Genomic DNA, 19,473 nt, shown 5'->3' with positions numbered 1-19,473 from the left:
ACAGCGTATTTAATTGCAAAATTTTATAAAACAGCGAGCTTTAAAGTTTGATACACACGCCTCTTTACTTTTGATCACGTAAAAACTGTCGATAATAATCATTCAATTTTTTAACAATCGCTTTAAATTCCAGTAAGTTTTCTTCGGTATTACCAAGCATTGTGTTAAAACGCTGTTGCGCAATTTCCAGATCAATTTTTTCATTGATAATCATAGCTGTAGAATACAGCTGTGCCAAATCATCAAACTGCTGCATACGGCGGTTGGATAAATAATTTAAACGCTCTGCCAAAACATCGTTAAGCAAAATACCATCGACAATATAGCCTTGTTCCGCATCCCATTGAATATTCTGTGCTTCTAAATAGGCAATTTCTTCGAGATTGGCTTTATTTTTAAACAACCCTGTAAGTTTGCTGAACATTTTGAACCTATAAATTGGCGAAATCAAAGTGAATGCTGCAGAGTTTAAATGCTTCACTAAAATAGATGCAACTGATCAGGGTGATTTATATTTTCCCTGACGTGATAAGTCAGTGTTTTAACCCCACTTTGCTTAGGCTATTTATAATGATGCATATTTTGCATCCTGCCAAATGCAAAAAAGCATCTTGAAGATGCTTTTATAACAATCAAAAAATGACTTAAAGCTTATTTGCCATAAGTTTGCTGTAAATACTTCACAATCTTGGCCGATTCAAAAAGCTGAGTCTGGGTATTTGGATCGATTAAAAATGGGACTTGAATATTATCACCCATAACTTTTAATACCTGCTCACGCTTACCACCTGCCAGTGGCACATATTTACCCGGTTTTAAACGTAATTTTGCCAAGCCTTGATCTTGCCAACGCTCTTTGGCTACATTATGAAATTTGAATGGCAACTCCAGTTCAGTCAATACACCACGCACTACACGTGTATAAGGACTTCCCTCAAAACCCCACAGTTCAATCAATTGTTCAGGTGCAGCGCGCTCTACAATTTGCTGATTAATCCACACACCACGTGCACCATTCAATAATGTGCCCGCAAGCGCAACATAAGGAATTTTAGGAAAATGCGCGTATTTTTTGGGCGTTTTTCCACTTTTGCCATAATGCTTGAATAAATGATGAATGATCTGCTGTGATTCATAGAGCTGATCACCTGTATTTTCATCAATTAAAAATGGAAACTGAGTTTTACCACCCAGTTGTTTCACCAAAGGTCGATATTTTGTGCCGCCTTTGGGGCATGGATAAACCTCATAATCCAAATTTAACAAGGTCATGACTTCGCGTACACGACGGCAAAATGGTGAACCTTCAAACTCATATAACTTTAAGGCTTTTTCGGGTTGCTTGGGAAATGCTGTCCCATTCACTCCACGTCCACCTTCGGTAAGCATAGATGCCACTGCCTGAATGACTTTAATTTGATGATGCACCATTTTGTTTTCCTTGTGATGTGCTCAGCAATTTGATGACTGCGCCATCAAACCGCTTATAAATCGACCAATTTTTCTTTTGCCACAATAATACCGTTGTTATCAGCATAGACATAATCGCCCGAATTAAAAGTGACTTGTCCGAAATGCAAACTCACATCCACTTCACCCACGCCTTTGCGGTTACTTTTTTGTGGAATTGAAGCCAAAGCATGTACGCCTAAATCAAGTGCTGCAATTGCATCGACATCACGTACACAGCCGTAAATGATCACGCCATTCCAGTGATTTTTCACTGCGGATTCAGCAATCAAGTCCCCCATTAAGGCACAGCGCATAGATGCCCCACCATCAACCACCAAAACTTTGCCCGTGCCATCGGTTGCCAACAACTCTTTTACACGCGAGTTATCTTCAAAGCACTTTACAGTCACAATTTGACCGCCAAAAGTTTTACGTGCACCGTAACTTTTGAAAAATTTGCCATCCAAAGATGGAATCACCACTTGAAGGTCATGTTCTGGATGGTCATCTAATAAGTCACAAGTTACGAATGGTACTGTAGACACGTTGTTCCCCTTTTACTTGGTTTTTTGTATTTGTAAATTATCATAAATTTGGAATTTATGAATTTGCGATTGCGCTGCCTCGACCATAGTATGAGCCACTTGCGTAGCACTTACTGGCTTATATGTAAAATGATCGGGAATAAATCGTGATATTTTAAGATACAGCTTTTGTCCTAAATCTTCTAAACGCCGTTGTTCGTTGCGCTCACCCAATAATAAAGATGGACGCAAAATTGATACTTTGTCTAAATCCAAACTTTCAATATATTGTTCTAGCTCACCTTTGACACGATTATAAAATACGGCTGATTTGGCTTCTGCTCCCAAAGCACTGACCAATATGTAATGCGTACCCTTCGCCTGCAATAATTCGGCAAAATGTGCATTGATGGTATAGTCCACAGCATAAAATCCCTGCTTCGAGCCTGCCTTTTTTAAGGTTGTGCCTAAACAACTGAATGCATGACTATAACCGCTCACATCTTCATCATTGAGCAATAAAAAGTCTTCGAGGAGTAACGTCTGGACTTTTTCTAAGCGATTTAATTCCGAGCAAGGTCTACGCAAAACAACGGTGATATTTTTACATTCAGGCAGCTGATTAAGCTGTTTGACCAATTGCTGCCCAACTAAACCATTCGCACCAATTACAATTGCATTTTGAATAGAATTTGTCATTTTTTAAACAATCTCTGAGGCTTAAAGCTAATCTACCTGTTTCTTTCTGATTTTTCTGCAGCTAAAATGTTGTCAAAGCATGTCAAGACTTGACTTAACTGTCTAGTTTCATCAAAATATGGCACTTGTTTACGGGCTGGTGATAATTCTTCTGATGTTGGTTTTCGGAAGTAATTGCAGCCCGCCCAGACCAATCTATTTCAAGGAGTGCACGAGTGGCAAACTCTGCTCAAGCTAGAAAACGTGCTCGTCAAAACGTTAAAGCACGTAAACACAACGCAAGCTTACGTTCTATGGTTCGTACTTATTTAAAACGCACAATCGCTGCTATTGCTGCAGGTGATTATGCGGTTGCTACTGAAGCTTACAAAAAAGCTGTTCCAGTAATTGACCGTATGGCTGATAAAGGCATCATCCATAAGAACAAAGCAGCTCGTCATAAGAGCCGTTTAAACGCTCAAGTTAAAGCTTTAGCTTCTAACTAAGTGTTAAACAAAAGAAGCCCGTTAAGGGCTTTTTTTGTGCCTGCTGTTTCGATAATTTATCAAATTAAGCAATCTTTAGTTTCTGCACGCCAATTACATCACTTCAAATACACCTGCCACCATAAAATAAAAAACACCTCCTGAACTGGTCAAAAGGTGTTTTAAATTAATGAAGATGAATAATTCAGACGAAGAATTATTTCAGCATCAGTCGTAAATTTTGTGGACTTAAATAAGCCAGTTGCAAACTGTTATTAGCCTTTAATTGCGTCCATTGCTGATTCGCACCACCTGTGCAACCATAACGAATTAAACGCGCGCGGTTTTCTTTTAGGTAGCCATGCTCTAAATCAAAGCACTGATTCCCCTGACGAATCGTTCCCGAAGCTGTGTGCATTTCCCAGACCTGACTGTCTTTAGATGTACTGCAGCTTGCAAGTGAGACCACATTGCCGTTGTTGGTTAAGCACTGATCCATTTCTGCTTTGCTGTGAATACGCCCCAAACCATCATAAATCCACTGCTCAGTTGCATCGCCTGTACAGCCACTTGCTCCACTAATGTAAGCATTTTTCTGACCACTCGCCAAAGTTTCAACTTTCAAACAGTTATTTCTGTTTTTCATTAGTGTTGCTTCAGCCACAATATTTTCATTGCCTAAACCCAATCGCTCCACAAAATTGTGCAATGCTGTTTCCGCTTCAGGCTTAGTCTTTTCTAAATCGGCACGATAAACATTCATCCAGCGGTTTAAACGATAAATCGTATTTTGCTGTTGTTCATAACGCTGTAATTGTTGCTTTGCAGTTGCACTTAGCTCTTGACGATAATCTGCATAAGAATCATACAATAGTTGTGCAGCAGGTTTTAAAGCCACCACAGCTTGACTGGCTTGCGCTTCCAACTGCTTCTGAAAATCAGGCATTTCAACTTTTCTTAAAGCTTCATAGCCATGTGTACGACCAATTTTTACCGCAGGTTGAATACTATCGCTATATTGCGGAATATTCAGTGTCGATAATAACTTCTCGGCATGATTGGCTTTTTTACAGTATAAATTCACCTGTTTTGGCTGCTCAGCAAGTGCTAAATTGACATGCAGTTTATTGGCATTGCTGGTCATACGGTTAGGTGCCAATGCCACGTTCTGATTACGATTGGCATATTGAACATCTAACCAACATGCGGCATTTTCAGCAGCACGATTTGCCGCAGGTAAATTATAAACATTACCCCAGTTACTGCGTGCAGCAGGATACAACACACCTTGCTGAGTTTCAGGATCATATCCGCCAATAATAGTAATTACAGGCACACCAAATAAGCGCGGTTTTAAATAATATCCATCGGCACTGTTGTACCAAACCTGATTGGAGCTTGGTACTTTTGGATAAACCACTTCCATTTGGCGTGTGTCTTTATTCCAGATTTTATAACCACTTGGTGAGCTTTCGTCCCAAACATGTCGCGCCCCAAAGTGGGGTTGAATCCGAATATGGGTACTGTAACCCGTGTAATGGGTATAACGCGAAATGCTACTGTTGGTTGCACCACCTGACATCGCATCCCAACCATAAGCATATTGTTTCAGGAAGTTAGGCACACCATTTTTGCCATCACCCAAGTTTCGAGTATGCCACGCCAAGTTGCCACACATTTTATTACGATACGCAATATAGCCCCAACCGCTGTCTGCATGGTGTGCAGCCCAGAACATATTTTCACCTTGTGAACCCGGATAATTCCCAAGACCATAACGATGCCCAATTTCATGGCTAAACTCGTTGCCCACAGAATCATACAGGGTCAACATACCATTACCGCCACTTAAACCATGCGTTTGATCACCATTTGTATATTTACCTCGTGCATGATGGGCAATTACAGTTTGTGTAAGTTGTGGCTGTTGATGACTAAACATCGAGGCACTGGTCACCCCCCAGTTGGCCAAGTTAATTCCTACACTAAAGGTCGATTTTGCAGTATTTTCCCGCATGTCCCCCGAATAGACACCACCTTCACCCGCACTTTGGGTATCATAAATCGTACCGTTAGCGACCATCACCCGATCTAGCTGAATGTCGTCGTATTTAGCCACAGTCATTTGCGCCGCAGGAATGGTTTGGAAATAATCGGTACCCGCTTTTTCAGGCTCTAATAACATATAATGCCCGCCAGACTTCGGCGGCGCAGTCAATAAACCAATACGAATATTGTTGAGTACCAATTCACCCGGTGCTGCAAAATCAATTTTTTCTGCGTCAATTGCACCACTACGGTTTTTAGAATCAACCAAACGCAGCTTTAAACCGGGACGTACTTCATCCCAATTTAATTTAGCCGACCACGCACGCTTACTATACAACACCTCAGCACGACCATCTTGATTGCTCTGGTCTGAAGCAGGAATCTGGGTTGGATCAAGTAAAGCAACACGACGTAACAAGCGCTCATTTTGATACACTTCAAGCTGTAAAGTGTCGATATTGTCCATGCCTTGATTTGGCGTAACCAATAATAATGCTTCTTTTTCTGCAGTTAGACGTGGCATTTTTTTCACCTCGTTACCATTCGGGTCAACCACATGCCCTTGAGCAAATTGAATCATTGCCTGAAAATCACCATCTAAATCATTACGCACTTCACGTGATTCAGAATTAGCGTTGTAATCATAAAACCCGAGTACCAATTGATTGATGACATCTTGTTTAGGTTCAGGATAAGGATTAGCCACATTGCCCACAGGTGGTTGCTGAGGATTTTCCGGTGGTATTGGATTTTCTTGATTTGAATTCCCAGCGGTATCTCCCTCGCCACCACCGCCACCACCACATGCAGCAAGCATGGATGATAATATACATACACTTAATAGACTAAGCGAAAACCGAGTCACACTTTTCATTATTTATTCCACCCCAATGTCAATTTATGACAAAAAATATAAAAATAAACACATATTTTTCAATGGCTTGTATTCTTATATTAAATAGATGTATAAAATTATGCAATTCTCAAGTTTCATATCGCTTTATATTTTCAACACAATTTTATTAATTTTTCTTTATAAAAATCAGCGAATTTTTAAAGCAGCACACAGATTGATAGACAATATTTGATCGAGTTTGCGCTCACAACTGCATAAAATGAAGGAAAAAAAGAGAATAAAATTTGAATTATTTTTTTTAATTTCTGACAGACGGTATTCTATCGTACTGAATGGATAGCACTAGAATATGCGTTCAATTTTCTGCTTAAACTTTCTGACGAAATTGCGAGATATCTAAAGTGTGAATCTGACCGCGCCAAATCCATTTTAGCTTGGATTCTAAAAACTCATCACCTTCAAACCAAACGAATAAACCTTCCATCATGTCTGGCCAATCGGCTTGCGTGACTTCATTACGTCCAGAAATCACCGCGATAATTGCAGCTAAAATCGTATCATGACTCACAGCTAAACTCAGTCCGTATTGGTTGGTTGGATGGGTGTTATAAATCAGCTCAAGGACATCCACGACACCATGAATCGGATGTTTCATGCCGGGCAAGGCATTATTCACAAAACTATTAATAAAGCCTAAAGCACCCTGTTTCTGAAAATATGGGCCTGCCTGTTTGATATCAAGTACAAAGCTTCCTGGTTCCACCAATAAACCTTGTTCTATAATTTCAATGTGATGGGTATTGGGTTCGAGGGTAATGCCATCTGCCCCACGAATCATTAAAGCAGCCGTATCGACACAACGCTGAATAGGACTTGAAATACAGTGTTGAATCACCCGATCTGTATTTCCAACCAAGTAGCCTCCCCATGCTTCGGCTAAATCGCGACCTTGTTCGGTCAATTGTAAATTATAGCCAGCCAAACCCTGACCAACGACAATTTCACGAATAGAATGACGGGTAAACAAAGTCACAGGCGTCTGAGCATCAGGCAATAAATCAATTGCTTTAAGCATACTTGCAGGGAGTAGTTCTAATGCCATGATCTAGCCAAAATTTTAACTTGGTTGCTTGACACTATACCATGTTCAGCACTTTGCTCAATCTGACTTCGCCATAAGTCCAAGTGCTTGTAAGGCAATCTGTTTCATCTGCGTATTTTTATAGGCGATAAAACCACCATTTAACAATGTATCGCGCTGATTATATAAAAATGCCCGCCCCTGAAAATCGACCAATCCACCACCTATTCGTTCCAATAAACATTGTCCTGCACTGGTGTCCCACTCAGAAGTCGGATGAAAACGTGGGTAAATATCGACACGATCTTCCAAAATCATGCAGAATTTATAAGCACTACCTGCTTTTAGTTCTTCAAAATTGGTCAACTGCGCCAAGCTTTTTAAATAGTCTGCATAGTGTGATTTTTTTTGACTACTGTGGCTTAATCCAATTTTTAGAACTGAAGATGTTACCGTGGGTTCAGACTGATAGAGATACCATTGCTGAGTTAAAATATGATATTTCAATGGCATACCCTGTTCAGGACAAAAATAAATAGTTTGCTCGCCTGGTACTGCAAGTACTGCAAAAGTTGTTTGCACACCACAAATTAAACTTAAATTAATGGTAAATTCAGGACGTTGATGTAAAAACTCTTTCGTGCCATCTAAAGGATCAAGCAACCAAAATTGCTGCCATTGCTGACGTTGGTCTTGCTCACCTTCTTCGGACAACACAGGTAAATTGGAGATTTTTGCCAAAGCCTGCATTAAATAATAATTGACTCGATAATCGGCTTGCGTAACAGGAGAATCATCAGTTTTCTTTTCTACATCAAAAGCAGCACCTGAACAATAATCTTGAAATTCCTGATTTAAAATTTCACACGCCTGCTGCACGATTGGCAATAACTGTAAAATTAAAGTATGCGTTGGCGCCTTTGTTTTTATAAACATAACTATCCTTTTTAGACTGTATCTAAAGGTCTAATTTTTCATTACTTTCATAAAAACATTGTAATAAAATTTACGGCTGATGCGTAGATAAAATTTAGTGGCTAGATATGCTAAATCAAGACTTTATGTGTCAAGGCAATTCATTTTTACTTGAGTTTTTTATTTATTGAGTGCTTAGTTAATTAATCTTTAAATGGATTGGATAATCTTTTTTTAAACATCGATAAAGTGAGTGCACCACTAACCAATAATAAAATACCCACAATCACCAAATAAGTTTCACCACCAAAAAAACCAATAATAATTGCAGCAATACCCAATAAACCCAAAATAGTGGTAATGGCAATTCCTAAAATAGACATCACAGTTCCTTTATTTTATTTAATGACTAAAAATTGTGATTATTGTCAGCGATCGCTCTGTCATATTCATGCCTCTTTTGATAGTTAAAGCGTAACATTTGAGCGCACCTTGCCACATTTATACACAGAACTTATACTGAAATAGACTAAACACGACCTATTACATTTCACTGAGTTTGCTGAATAGCTTAAGTGCAGATTATGACAACTTGATGCATTTTATTTAAAAAGATTCTTTCTTAAATCATTTTTGAATCACTGCAAAGGAAATTCCCTTTCCTTTTAGGAGACTTGCGGAGCATGCTCCTCAGGGAGAGGTTTTTTATAAGAATCCCCTCATCCACTTGCGGAATATATTCCTCATCCTGAGCAATACATGGCGTAAAAGAAGGGACTTTCAATACTAATTTTACTGATCATTTATGATCAAATTTCGACTTATAAAAGGATTCTAATTCAGGTTGAACCATTCATAGAATTAAGGTATAAAAAAGCCCGATCTGCATCAATCGGGCCAGATTTAAAGGTACACAAATTTGTATACATAATCAAAATCACTAGAATTTTAAATCAAAAAATTAATCAATCCTTTTCTAGAAAAGTTAACTCTCCCTCATCTGAGGTGATTTTAATTTTGACTTTACGATAACTACGTTTATCTGGGTTTAATGCCGACTCTGAAACATGATGGGCGAATTTTTCATCGCCCATTAAATGCGCAAATAATTTATAGCCGATACGCATTTTCTTAATTTTTTTCTTCTTTTTCTCAAACTCATCGAGTTGTTTATCTAAGTGTTTTAAATCTAAATACTGTTGTTCAGCCATTACTAGCTCCCTAATTTAAAAAATTTACCATTCAATTTCTATGCTTGTACAGACAAACAAATACAGAAATATGTCAAAAAAATTGTTTTTGTGAACGCTACAGTTACTTTTTACAACTGCCCCATCTCACCTAATTTATATGCAACGCATGTACAGTGCTTATTTATTTAGCCTAGCACAATTTGGCGAATAATCAGACAGCATTTTGAGTTATGCCTCAAGCATGTTTAAATGAGCCAGTTTTATTTGCCTTTTGGCAATTGCTTTATGGTTTAGGATGTCTAAATGCACAAAAATATCATCATGTTTGACATGGACGGAACGCTGTTAGATCTCGCTTATGATGATTTTATTTGGAATGAACAACTGCCTATTCGCTATGCAGAATTACACGCCTGTTCTTTAGAGCGCAGCAAAGAAATTTTATACGATTTTTATCAAGCGCATAGCCACACCTTAGAGTGGTATTCCTCACGTTTTTGGACGGCTAAAGTGGGTGTAGATATGCTTGCGATGCAACTTGAATATAAAGATCAAGTCACGTTGCGTCCACAAGCTATCGAGTTACTGGAATATTTAAAAAATAATGGCTATCACATTTGGCTCACCACCAATGCCGATTGTGCAGGTTTAGACTTTAAATTAGCACATACAGGTTTAGCAAAGTATTTTGAAGTGATTGTTAGTTCTGAAAGTATTGGTTATGCCAAAGAGCGCGTTGAATTTTGGCAAACATTGCAACAACAACATGCATTTAATCCTGAAGATTGCTATTTTATAGATGACACCGAAAAGGTGCTTAATGGTGCTAAAGCCTTTGGGATTGGACACTTATATAGTATTGCCCAGCCATCCTCAGCAAAACCTACGCGTCAGACTTGTAATTACCCTATGTTGCACCAATTAACAGATTTAATTCCTGTCTTAGAACAATTTGAGGACACTCAAAAATATGCCTAAAACTTCGTCCCACGAAGCCATTGAAACGATCCGAATTGATAAATGGCTATGGGCTGCACGTTTTTTCAAGACCCGCTCTATTGCAAAAGCTGCCATTGAAGGCGGCAAAGTACATCACAATGGCGAGCGCGTTAAAGTTTCCAAAGAAATTCGTGTGGGAACTGAGCTGACCATTCAACAAGGTTTTGATAAGAAAACCGTATTGGTCAAGGCATTATCCGGCGTACGCGGCCCTGCCCCTGTCGCTCAGCAACTTTATGAAGAAACTGAAGTGAGTATTGCACGCAGGGAATTGATTGCGACCCAAAGAAAGTTGCATAATCTAGCACGACCTGATCATCGACCAAGTAAAAAAGACCGTCGTGACATCAGCAAATTTAAACAAGAGAATGATCAGCAATTTGACCAATTTTGGTCATATAATGATGATTAAATAGAGCGTCACAGGCTGTCGCACAGCCCGTGATATAAATAGAACTACAGGACAAATTCTGTCACTATATTGCATGTGGAAAAGATTTAAGTAAATGCATCCACTTGAGTATATTGTTTCGTGACATCGTATTGAGGTTGTAAGATGGATGAGAATAAAAGCAAGGCGTTAAACGCTGCGTTAAGCCAGATTGAAAAACAATTTGGTAAGAACACAGTCATGCGTCTTGGTGACAACACTGTGCAAGCGGTAGAAGCCGTATCTACAGGCTCATTGACCCTAGATATTGCATTGGGTATTGGTGGCTTACCTAAAGGTCGTATCATTGAAATTTACGGCCCTGAATCATCAGGTAAAACGACTATGACCTTGCAAGCCATTGCAGAATGTCAAAAAGCTGGTGGAACTTGTGCCTTTATTGATGCCGAACACGCGCTTGATCCTCAATATGCACGTAAACTTGGTGTAGATATTGACAATCTTTTAGTATCGCAACCAGACAACGGTGAACAAGCTCTTGAAATTGCCGATATGTTGGTACGCTCTGGCGCAATCGACATGATTGTGGTCGACTCCGTAGCTGCCTTAACCCCTCGTGCCGAAATTGAAGGCGAAATGGGTGACTCACACATGGGCTTACAAGCACGCTTAATGAGCCAAGCCTTGCGTAAAATCACAGGTAATGCCAAACGCTCAAACTGTATGGTGATCTTCATTAACCAAATTCGTATGAAAATTGGTGTAATGTTTGGTAGCCCAGAAACCACAACTGGTGGTAACGCATTGAAGTTCTATGCTTCTGTTCGTTTAGATATTCGCCGTGTAGGTCAAGTGAAAGAAGGTGACGAGATTATTGGTTCTGAAACCAAAGTCAAAGTTGTGAAAAACAAAATGGCACCTCCATTTAAAGAAGCATTGTTCCAAATTCTTTACGGTAAAGGTGTTAACCATTTGGGCGAGCTGGTCGATTTAGCTGTTCAACAAAATATCGTGCAAAAAGCTGGTGCTTGGTATTCTTATCAAGGCGATAAAATTGGTCAAGGTAAAAACAACACCATTCGCCATCTTGAAGAACATCCAGAGCTTGCTAAAGGCATCGAAGCGATTATTCGTGAACAACTACTCACGACAGGTCAAGCTGCACCTGTAGAAGATAAAGACGAAGAAGAATTCGACTTACTTGATGTTTAAAGCATGCGCTAATATGAACACAACAAACTGAATTAAATAGAACGCTCTACGGAGCGTTTTATTGTATATGGAAGCATTACCATGCCTGAAGACAAATTCCCCAAACTGATTGATTACGCTGCGCTAAAACAACAATTTGGCGAAGATGAGCAATCATGTAGCCGAACTGAGCAGATATATTCCGAAACAACGTCTGCCCTGCATTTTGCCTCAAATTCTGCGCCTAACATTAATAAACAATACCCTGCTCATACGGAAGCCATTGATGATCAAGAACACAATCACAATGAAGACCAAGACGAACAGCAAAACAAACGCCCAGGACTAACAGGTTCTCGTCTACGCAGCTATGCCTTCGCTGTCTTAACTCGTAAAGAATATTCTAAAAATGACTTAATTGAAAAATTGGCTTTATATGCAGAAAACCGTGATGAAGTGATTGAATTAGTCAATGAACTGGCACGCGAAAATTATCAGAGTGATCAGCGTCTTGCAGAAATGTTACTGGCTAGCCAAAAGCGGCAAGGTAAAGGGCCAAATCGTATTAAAATGGCTCTTAAAAACAAAAAAGTGGATAGCAGTTTAATTTCAGAAGAACTTAAAGAAACTGATTGGGCAGAACAAGCCTATCAACTGAAAGTGAAAAAATTCGGCACAGAAGTCGCAAACGAGCCAAAACTTAAAGCCAAACAAATTCGTTTTTTACAGTATCGGGGCTTTGATATGGATGCGATTATGAAAGCAATTCGTAGGAAAGAGCAGGATTTTTAAAATAGTGGATATAAGATCAAAATAAGTAGAAGATAAATAGAATTATTATTTCAAAACTGGTGGCAACCCTACCAGCAAGCCTTCGGCACATCATAGTTCCACTACCGCTGCTACCTTCCGGTCCTGACGGGGTTCGTAGAGTACAATTGCGAAGTAACCAGCAGGGCTACCATTGCAAAAACAGAGTATAGAGATTTTTAACAAACTTGCAAGCGTTGTTCTGTATTTCCTTTTATAATGCTATCCAATTGATTATTTTAAAAACAATTGAAGACATTTATAGAATAACCTCACTTAAAATTCAAAACTTAGTCTAACTAAACCATCATAAAATTATTTCGAGATTTAAATCCTAGATTTACCCATATTGCGCTGAGATTGATGATAAGTTTGTAAAAGCTTATTGCAATTCCACGCGCGGACGTTTTAAATGTGGAAAATGACTAAATCAACAGGTTGAGTCCAATACGCTTACAAGGACTCACTTATACAAGATTAAGATGGATATTCAATTATGCTAAAAAAGCATGCACTTTGTGCTCTTGCCCTACTGTGCTCAACGTCTGTATTTGCCAATATTCCAATTGAAAGCCACAACCTCAGCCAAAGCAGTGCTGGCTATGCCAATAGCCCTGCGATTGCAACGAGTAATATGGCAACTGCTAATGTACCCACCAATATCAATTGGCAGTTGATGCAAAAAAATCAGCAACTTGAAAATGACATCCGCCAGTTACGTGGCAAAATTGAAGAACAAGACAATGAAATTGCGCAGCTCAAACATGAATTGCAAAATCGCTATACCGATTTAGATCAACGTCTAGAACTGCTCCAACAAAAAATAGACCCTGAATCTGCTCCTGCCGCTGAGGAGGATAACCAAAAAGATACTGCACCCAGCGCCAGCAACAACCAGTTAAACAACAATGCCACGCAATCTGTGCAAAATACAACGCATGTGAGTCCAACAGCTCAAGGTTTAAATACCAATATTGAGCTGGAAAAAGCAGCCTATACTGTTGCATTGGATGCCTATAAACAAGGTGGCGCCAAAAAAGCGATTGCACCTATGCAAAACTTTATTAAAAACCACCCAAACAGTGTGTATATCAGCAATGCGTATTTTTGGTTAGCTGAATTTAATTTAGCAATTGAGCCAACCAATTACACCGAAGCCAAAAAGAATTTTGAAATTGTAGCAACAAAGTATCCCCAATCTGCAAAAGCATCAAGTGCCTTATATCGCTTATATAGCATAGCGCAAGATGTAGATCACAAACCTACTTTAGCAGCGCAATACAAAAGTAAAATTCTGAGCCAATATCCAAAGTCTGAAGAAGCAAGATTTTTAAAATAAGCCAATAAAAAAAGACATCCGAGGATGTCTTTTAATATTCTGAAGCTTGCCGTATTCGGTAAACTCAAACCTTAACGCACAATACCACGTTCAGATTGTTCTAAAGAATCAATTAAACGCTGCGCTTCTGCCACATTTGGCAAAATATCACTGCGAATTTGCTGAATGGCTTGCTCAGTGGTTAATCCAGATTTGTAAATGAGTTTAAAGGCTTCACGAAGACCTTGAATCACATCCTTCGACCAGCCTTTACGACGCATTCCTTCCACATTCATTGCAAATGCATGTGCAGGATTACCAGAAACCATGACATACGCAGGCACATCTTTAAGAATAAGCGATGCACCACCAATCATGCTATAAGAGTCAATTTTACAGAATTGGTGAATACCAGAGTTTCCACCGACAACCACATAATCCCCAACATGCACATGACCTGCCACACCCACGTTATTGGCAAAAATATTGTGATCACCCACCATACAGTCATGTGCGATATGCGTATTGACCATAAGTAAGTTGTGACTACCAATTTTGGTCAGGCTATTGTCTTGCACCGTACCACGATGCAAACTGCAGTGTTCACGAATTTTGTTGTGATCACCAATTTCTAGCCAAGTTTCCTCACCTGCATATTTTAAGTCCTGACAGACCTCACCTACGCTGGCGAACTGGAAAATTTCATTGTGCTGACCAATACGGGTGTAACCACCAATCACCACATGCGAATGAAGTTTTGTACCCTCACCAATCGTTACATTTGGGCCAATAATACAGTATGGACCAATCGTGACATCTGAAGCGATTACTGCAGATGAGTCAATAATAGCGGTTGGGTGAATGAGTGGGTTATTGCTCATGCTTGCTCTGTTTTCTGATGCGAAACCATAATTTCCGCGGTTGCTGCGACGACGCCATCAACGGTGGCGATACAATTATATTTGTAAATGCCTCGTTTTTGCATAACTAATTCAGATTTTAATACAAGTTGATCGCCTGCAACGACTTGTTTTTTAAATCGAACTTTTTCTGCGCCTGCAAAAAGGAACAAAGAACCTGCGCTCGGTTTCTCATTATTCATGATAAAACCTAAAATACCCGACACTTGTGCCATCGCTTCAACGATTAAAACACCCGGCATGATCGGATAATTCGGGAAGTGTCCTTGCAAGAATTCTTCATTGATAGATACGTTTTTATAACCCACGATACCGTTATCAGTGACTTCTACAATGCGGTCTACCAATAAAAACGGATAGCGATGGGGTAAATATTCACGAATGGTTTGAATGTGCATTGGCAATTCAGGTTTAGTGAAGGTGCTAGAATTCGACTCAGTCATCATAATTATTTACGCAATTTAAAAGTTGATTCAAGGGACTCAATTTGAGATTGCATATCATCAAGTCTTTTCACCAATTGGGTCAATGGCACATCTGCTAATTGTCTGAGGCGCACAACAGTACGTTTCCACTTTTGATTTTCAAACAAGCCTATACCTGACGAATATTTTCCTGATTCAGAAATATTATTTGTGACCATTGACATTCCTGTCAAAGTCACATTATCAGCAATATTTAAGTGCCCTGAAATTGCACTTCCACCACCAATGATACAGTTTTTGCCAATTGTCACACTTCCAGCCACGGCAGTTTTTGCTGCAATGGCCGTATGAGCACCTAATTTGACGTTATGTGCGATTTGCACAAGGTTATCAATAATGACACCATCTTCCAAAATTGTATCATTTAGTGCACCGCGATCTACGCTGCAATTCGAGCCAATACGAACGTCATTGCCAATAATCACCGAACCCAACTGTGCAATACGATGCCATTTGCCTTGATAAGGTGCAAAGCCAAAGCCTTCACTGCCAATTACAGTATTGGCGTGTATGCGCACACGATGTCCAAGCTTGGCTGCGCCTGTCAAAGTCACGTGTGAATCAATAAAACACTGTTGACCAATTTCGACAAAGTCATCAATTTTACAGTGCGATTGCACAATCGTATTGTCACCCACCACACAATTTTCACCAATTACGACGTAATGACCAATATAAGCACTATCGGCGATGATGGCTGATGGATGGATTTGGGCTGTGCTTTCTATACCACGTTGCGTATGCTTACGCTCAAATACATGGGTTAAAATTGCAAAAGCCAGATATGGATTATCGACCACAATAAAGTTGTGATGATTGTCTAACTCGGCTTGTAGTGAAGCTGTCACAATGAAAGCTCCCGCTTGGGAGCTACGTGCTTGCGCTAAATATTTATCGCCATTCACGAATGCAAGTTGATGCGCCTGAGCAGACTCAAGGCTTGCCAAACCTTGCAAACGTAAGTCGGCTTGTCCAATGTATTGACCTTGAACTAAACTAGCAATTTCTTCTAAGCGATAATATTGGGAACTCATTGATTATTTAAGTACGTTGACCTTTTGGATCATTTTATCAGTTAAATCATACTTCGGGTCATAGGCAAGTGCTGAGTTTTTATTCAAAACCACATCTAAACCATTTTCTTTACGCAATAGTTCAGCAACTTGCTTTAAACGAGTTTCAAAACCATCGTTAATTTTGTGCAATTCTGACTGAACACGAGTTTGCACTACTTGTTGCAAACCATTAAATTCTTTCAATTTCGCTTGAAACTGAGTATTCATTTTTTGCTTTTCAGCATCAGATAAATTATTAGATTGCTGCGCACGCTGCTGCATAGCTTCTAATTCTTTTGCCAATTGCTCAAGTTTGCTGGTTTGTGGTTTGATCGACTGCTGTAACGCCAAATTTTGCTGTTTTAAATAACTGCTATTTTCTACAACACGCTCTAAACTTACTACACCATAGCCTGCAGCATGTGCTACTGCAGCCATTGTAGATAAACCCAACAATGCCAAACTCAATATTGTTTTTTTCATGTGCTACATCCTGTGTTTAAACAATCCAACATGGGTCGTACTTAGAAAGTACGACCAATTTCGAATTGGATATTTTTAGTGTCATCGCCTTGTTTATCATTCAACGGATACGCATAGCTGAGTGATAATGGGCCAATCATGGTAATCCAAGTAAAGCCTACACCCACGCTATAACGCATTTCACCGAAGTCGAAGCCATAATTGTCTTTACAATATTGCTTGGCATTCACAGAAGCACCATTCACAAAAATATTTGAATCAGAAACATTACACTGAGTATCAAAAACTTGTGCGCCTTCTGCAAAAATTACTGGACGGACTTGACGCGTCCAATCTCCTTTAAATGGCACTGGTAGAGCCAATTCTGTACCGAACTGTACTAGAGCATTACCACCAACTTCTTCAGGTGAGCGATCCGTTTGACTTGTATCAGAGAAATAAACACCTGGATATTTCGGGCCTAAGGTGCTGTTGTCATAACCACGTACTGAACCATAACCACCTGCATAGAAGTTCTTATAGAACGGTAAGTCATTACCAAAACCTAACTTACCGTAGCCACGTAAGACAAAATCATGACCTAATGGCATATAAGCCTGTGCATCATAGGTCACTTTTTGGAATTCCACATCACTACCGGGTAAAGCAATTTCAGCATTAACACGATGCGACATACCATTGGTTGGGAAAATCGGACGATTTAAAGTGTTGTATGACCAACCTAAATTTAGGTTATACGTAAGGAAATCACCTTTAAATTCTTTGCCGTAAGGAATTGGATTTGCACAAGGCTCATACCCTACTACATCACCATTTGCATCTTTAATAGGGACTAAATCATCTGGACAATATTCGTCACTTTTGGTTTCTTTACCCCCATGGCGCTCTAAATAGTCTGCGACATAAGTTGAAACATAAGGACCTGTGGTTACTTCGGTCTGATCAATGTTTAAACCTGCACTAATGCTTTGGTTTTCATCAATTGGGTAACCGAAGTTAATTCCACCACCAAAACTGTCTGTCACATAGTTGTTTACGTTATAGTTATCATCTAGCTTGGTTTTACGGTAGTACATGTTGTAACCACGACGCACACCATCAATCGTGAAGTATGGGTCGGTCACACTCAGATTATAATAGTCTTGTGTTTCAGAACGCGACAAATCAATCGAAACCGAATTACCCGTACCTAAGAAGTTAGTTTGGCTTAAACCAGCTTGGAACGTCACACCACCGCTTTGCGAGAAACCTACCGCTAAAGTACTTGTACCTGAGTGCTGTTCTTCTACATTTACATTTAAGTCAATTTGGTCTGGCACATTTGGAATACGCACAGGCTTGACATCAACGGTTTTAAAGAAACCTGTACGCTCTAAACGGACTTTAGACAAATCAATTTTTTCATTGCTTGCCAATGCGCCTTCCATTTGACGCATTTCACGACGCAGTACTTCATCGGCGGTTTTACTGTTACCAGCGAAGTTAATACGACGCACTGTAATTTGCTGACCTGGGTTGATGTAGTAGTTTAAATCTACCAGTTTAGTTTCTTTGTCAATTTGCGGAACAATATTCACTTCGGCATAGTAATAGCCTGCATTACCATATTTACGCAGCAACAATTGTTTCACCGCATTCACTTTTTCTTGTGAATAGGTTTCACCATCTTTATAAATTTTCAGTGCCGTAAGTTCTTCTGGTTTGTATAAAGCATCGCCCAAGAACTTGCTTTCGCCAAACTTGAATTGCTCACCTTCATCCACCGAAACTTCAACAAAAATATGCTTTTTGTCTTCGCTCAAATTCAAGCTAGAGTTAGTGATATTGAAGTTGATATAACCTTTATTCAGATATAACGCACGTAATGCTTCCAAGCTTGCTGCCATTTTTTCGCGTGCATAACGGTCATTACGGGTAACGATCGAACTCCAGCTACTTTCTTTAACAGCAAACGCCTGCTTAATATCGCTATCTTTAAATACCGTATTGCCAATGATGTTGATATCTACCACTTTGGCGGCTTTGCCTTCAACAAATTCTACGGTTAAATCTACACGGTTATTTGGGCGTGCTGTGGTAATGACGCGTACATCTGCATCATAACGACCTTGCTGCATATACTGCTGTTCAAGCTCAGATTCTAAAGTTTGTAGTGCTGACTTTTTCAGTACTTCACCTTCAGCCACACCCATTTTCTTTAAACCATCTTCCAACGCTTCTTTTGGAATCAGTTTATTGCCTTTAAATTCAACCTTAGAAATGATTGGGCGCTCAACCACTTTAAACACTAAAGTGTCGGCTTCACGACTGGCCTGAATGTCATCAAACAAACCTGTGGCATAGAGTGAACGAATCGCATTGGCCAACACTGCTTCATTGACACGATCACCACTATTCACTGGAATCATTCCATAGACATTGGCTGGCGTTAAACGAACAAGACCATCTATTTTTATATCTCGCGCAATAAATTCATCTGCTGCATATACTTGTTGTGTTGCCGCCATTGCACTAACCAGTGCCAAGGGCATAAATAAATGTGTGTGCTGCATGCCAGTCTTTTCCAGTGTTAAATTTATTTCGTATCT

The 19,473-nt window shown here is 39.6% G+C and carries 20 protein-coding genes and 1 other RNA gene; 6 read left to right on the top strand and 15 right to left on the bottom strand.

Annotation, left to right across the window (positions count from 1 at the left end; translation table 11 throughout):
* Positions 1-64 precede the first annotated feature (64 nt).
* From FTU66_RS05910 to FTU66_RS05895, 4 genes are all read right to left on the bottom strand, one after another.
* Entirely contained in the window at positions 65-424 is a 360-nt protein-coding gene (locus FTU66_RS05910) for a hypothetical protein (RefSeq protein ID WP_004976663.1), read from the bottom strand.
* A 227-nt stretch (positions 425-651) separates the two neighbouring features.
* Positions 652-1,431 carry a glutathione S-transferase N-terminal domain-containing protein gene (locus FTU66_RS05905; RefSeq protein ID WP_180112462.1) on the bottom strand — a complete coding sequence of 260 codons (780 nt, stop codon included), beginning with the start codon at positions 1,429-1,431 and terminating at the stop codon, positions 652-654.
* Between the two features lie 53 nt (positions 1,432-1,484).
* A complete protein-coding gene (gene rraA, locus FTU66_RS05900; RefSeq protein WP_004976667.1) occupies positions 1,485-1,997 on the bottom strand; it encodes a ribonuclease E activity regulator RraA in 513 nt (170 codons plus the stop codon).
* A gap of 12 nt (positions 1,998-2,009) precedes the next feature.
* Positions 2,010-2,675, bottom strand: a complete 666-nt coding sequence (locus tag FTU66_RS05895; protein WP_131261459.1) for an NAD(P)H-binding protein — start codon at positions 2,673-2,675, stop codon at positions 2,010-2,012.
* Positions 2,676-2,890: 215 nt separating this feature from the next.
* On the opposite strand from FTU66_RS05895, the gene rpsT reads away from it, so the two are divergent.
* Positions 2,891-3,160, top strand: a complete 270-nt coding sequence (rpsT, locus tag FTU66_RS05890; protein WP_004976669.1) for a 30S ribosomal protein S20 — start codon at positions 2,891-2,893, stop codon at positions 3,158-3,160.
* A gap of 196 nt (positions 3,161-3,356) precedes the next feature.
* Here the strand turns inward: rpsT and FTU66_RS05885 are convergent, their stop codons facing one another.
* From FTU66_RS05885 to FTU66_RS05865, 5 genes are all read right to left on the bottom strand, one after another.
* Complete coding sequence (locus tag FTU66_RS05885; protein WP_257222060.1) at positions 3,357-6,005, bottom strand: M66 family metalloprotease; 2,649 nt, start codon at positions 6,003-6,005, stop codon at positions 3,357-3,359.
* 406 nt (positions 6,006-6,411) lie between these two features.
* A complete protein-coding gene (locus tag FTU66_RS05880; protein ID WP_004976677.1) occupies positions 6,412-7,146 on the bottom strand; it encodes a histidine phosphatase family protein in 735 nt (244 codons plus the stop codon).
* Between the two features lie 57 nt (positions 7,147-7,203).
* Positions 7,204-8,061, bottom strand: a complete 858-nt coding sequence (locus FTU66_RS05875; RefSeq protein WP_131261461.1) for a 3'(2'),5'-bisphosphate nucleotidase CysQ — start codon at positions 8,059-8,061, stop codon at positions 7,204-7,206.
* 182 nt (positions 8,062-8,243) lie between these two features.
* Positions 8,244-8,423: a hypothetical protein gene (locus tag FTU66_RS05870; protein WP_004976682.1), complete on the bottom strand. Its 180-nt coding sequence runs from the start codon at positions 8,421-8,423 to the stop codon at positions 8,244-8,246.
* 582 nt (positions 8,424-9,005) lie between these two features.
* The gene (locus FTU66_RS05865) at positions 9,006-9,251 is read right to left on the bottom strand and encodes a hypothetical protein (protein ID WP_004976684.1); all 246 of its coding nucleotides are present in this window, start codon (positions 9,249-9,251) and stop codon (positions 9,006-9,008) included.
* Between the two features lie 285 nt (positions 9,252-9,536).
* Between FTU66_RS05865 and FTU66_RS05860 the strand changes: the two genes are divergently transcribed.
* From FTU66_RS05860 to FTU66_RS05845, 4 genes are all read left to right on the top strand, one after another.
* The gene (locus tag FTU66_RS05860) at positions 9,537-10,211 is read left to right on the top strand and encodes an HAD-IA family hydrolase (RefSeq protein WP_096901429.1); all 675 of its coding nucleotides are present in this window, start codon (positions 9,537-9,539) and stop codon (positions 10,209-10,211) included.
* Positions 10,204-10,644 (top strand): RNA-binding S4 domain-containing protein, encoded by a 441-nt coding sequence (locus FTU66_RS05855; protein ID WP_004976690.1) that lies wholly within the window; start codon positions 10,204-10,206, stop codon positions 10,642-10,644. The genes FTU66_RS05860 and FTU66_RS05855 overlap by 8 nt, the downstream gene beginning before the upstream one ends.
* Positions 10,645-10,788: 144 nt before the next feature.
* Positions 10,789-11,835, top strand: a complete 1,047-nt coding sequence (gene recA, locus FTU66_RS05850) for a recombinase RecA (protein WP_004976691.1) — start codon at positions 10,789-10,791, stop codon at positions 11,833-11,835.
* A gap of 81 nt (positions 11,836-11,916) precedes the next feature.
* The gene (locus tag FTU66_RS05845; RefSeq protein WP_004976693.1) at positions 11,917-12,606 is read left to right on the top strand and encodes a regulatory protein RecX; all 690 of its coding nucleotides are present in this window, start codon (positions 11,917-11,919) and stop codon (positions 12,604-12,606) included.
* 66 nt (positions 12,607-12,672) lie between these two features.
* Here FTU66_RS05845 and ffs read toward each other — a convergent pair.
* Positions 12,673-12,769: signal recognition particle sRNA small type (ffs, locus tag FTU66_RS05840), an RNA gene on the bottom strand.
* A gap of 348 nt (positions 12,770-13,117) precedes the next feature.
* Between ffs and FTU66_RS05835 the strand changes: the two genes are divergently transcribed.
* Positions 13,118-13,963: a YbgF trimerization domain-containing protein gene (locus FTU66_RS05835; protein ID WP_180044316.1), complete on the top strand. Its 846-nt coding sequence runs from the start codon at positions 13,118-13,120 to the stop codon at positions 13,961-13,963.
* A gap of 71 nt (positions 13,964-14,034) precedes the next feature.
* On the opposite strand, the gene lpxA is transcribed toward FTU66_RS05835, so the two are convergent.
* From lpxA to bamA, 5 genes are read right to left on the bottom strand one after another with little or no spacing between them, the layout of a single operon-like run.
* On the bottom strand, positions 14,035-14,823 hold the full coding sequence (lpxA, locus tag FTU66_RS05830; RefSeq protein WP_019836491.1) for an acyl-ACP--UDP-N-acetylglucosamine O-acyltransferase: 789 nt from the start codon (positions 14,821-14,823) through the stop codon (positions 14,035-14,037).
* Positions 14,820-15,308 (bottom strand): 3-hydroxyacyl-ACP dehydratase FabZ, encoded by a 489-nt coding sequence (gene fabZ, locus FTU66_RS05825; protein WP_004976697.1) that lies wholly within the window; start codon positions 15,306-15,308, stop codon positions 14,820-14,822. The genes lpxA and fabZ overlap by 4 nt, the downstream gene beginning before the upstream one ends.
* 2 nt (positions 15,309-15,310) lie before the next feature.
* Positions 15,311-16,381, bottom strand: a complete 1,071-nt coding sequence (gene lpxD, locus FTU66_RS05820) for a UDP-3-O-(3-hydroxymyristoyl)glucosamine N-acyltransferase (RefSeq protein WP_167845974.1) — start codon at positions 16,379-16,381, stop codon at positions 15,311-15,313.
* Between the two features lie 3 nt (positions 16,382-16,384).
* Entirely contained in the window at positions 16,385-16,885 is a 501-nt protein-coding gene (locus FTU66_RS05815; protein WP_180112460.1) for an OmpH family outer membrane protein, read from the bottom strand.
* Positions 16,886-16,926: 41 nt separating this feature from the next.
* A complete protein-coding gene (bamA, locus tag FTU66_RS05810) occupies positions 16,927-19,437 on the bottom strand; it encodes an outer membrane protein assembly factor BamA (protein ID WP_180060514.1) in 2,511 nt (836 codons plus the stop codon).
* Positions 19,438-19,473: the final 36 nt, after the last annotated feature.

The organism is Acinetobacter sp. YH12131 (assembly GCF_013418635.1).
Taxonomy (GTDB): Bacteria; Pseudomonadota; Gammaproteobacteria; order Pseudomonadales; family Moraxellaceae; genus Acinetobacter; species Acinetobacter towneri.
Note: the sequence above shows the minus strand (reverse complement) of the source record. Positions and strands in the feature narration are given on the sequence as shown.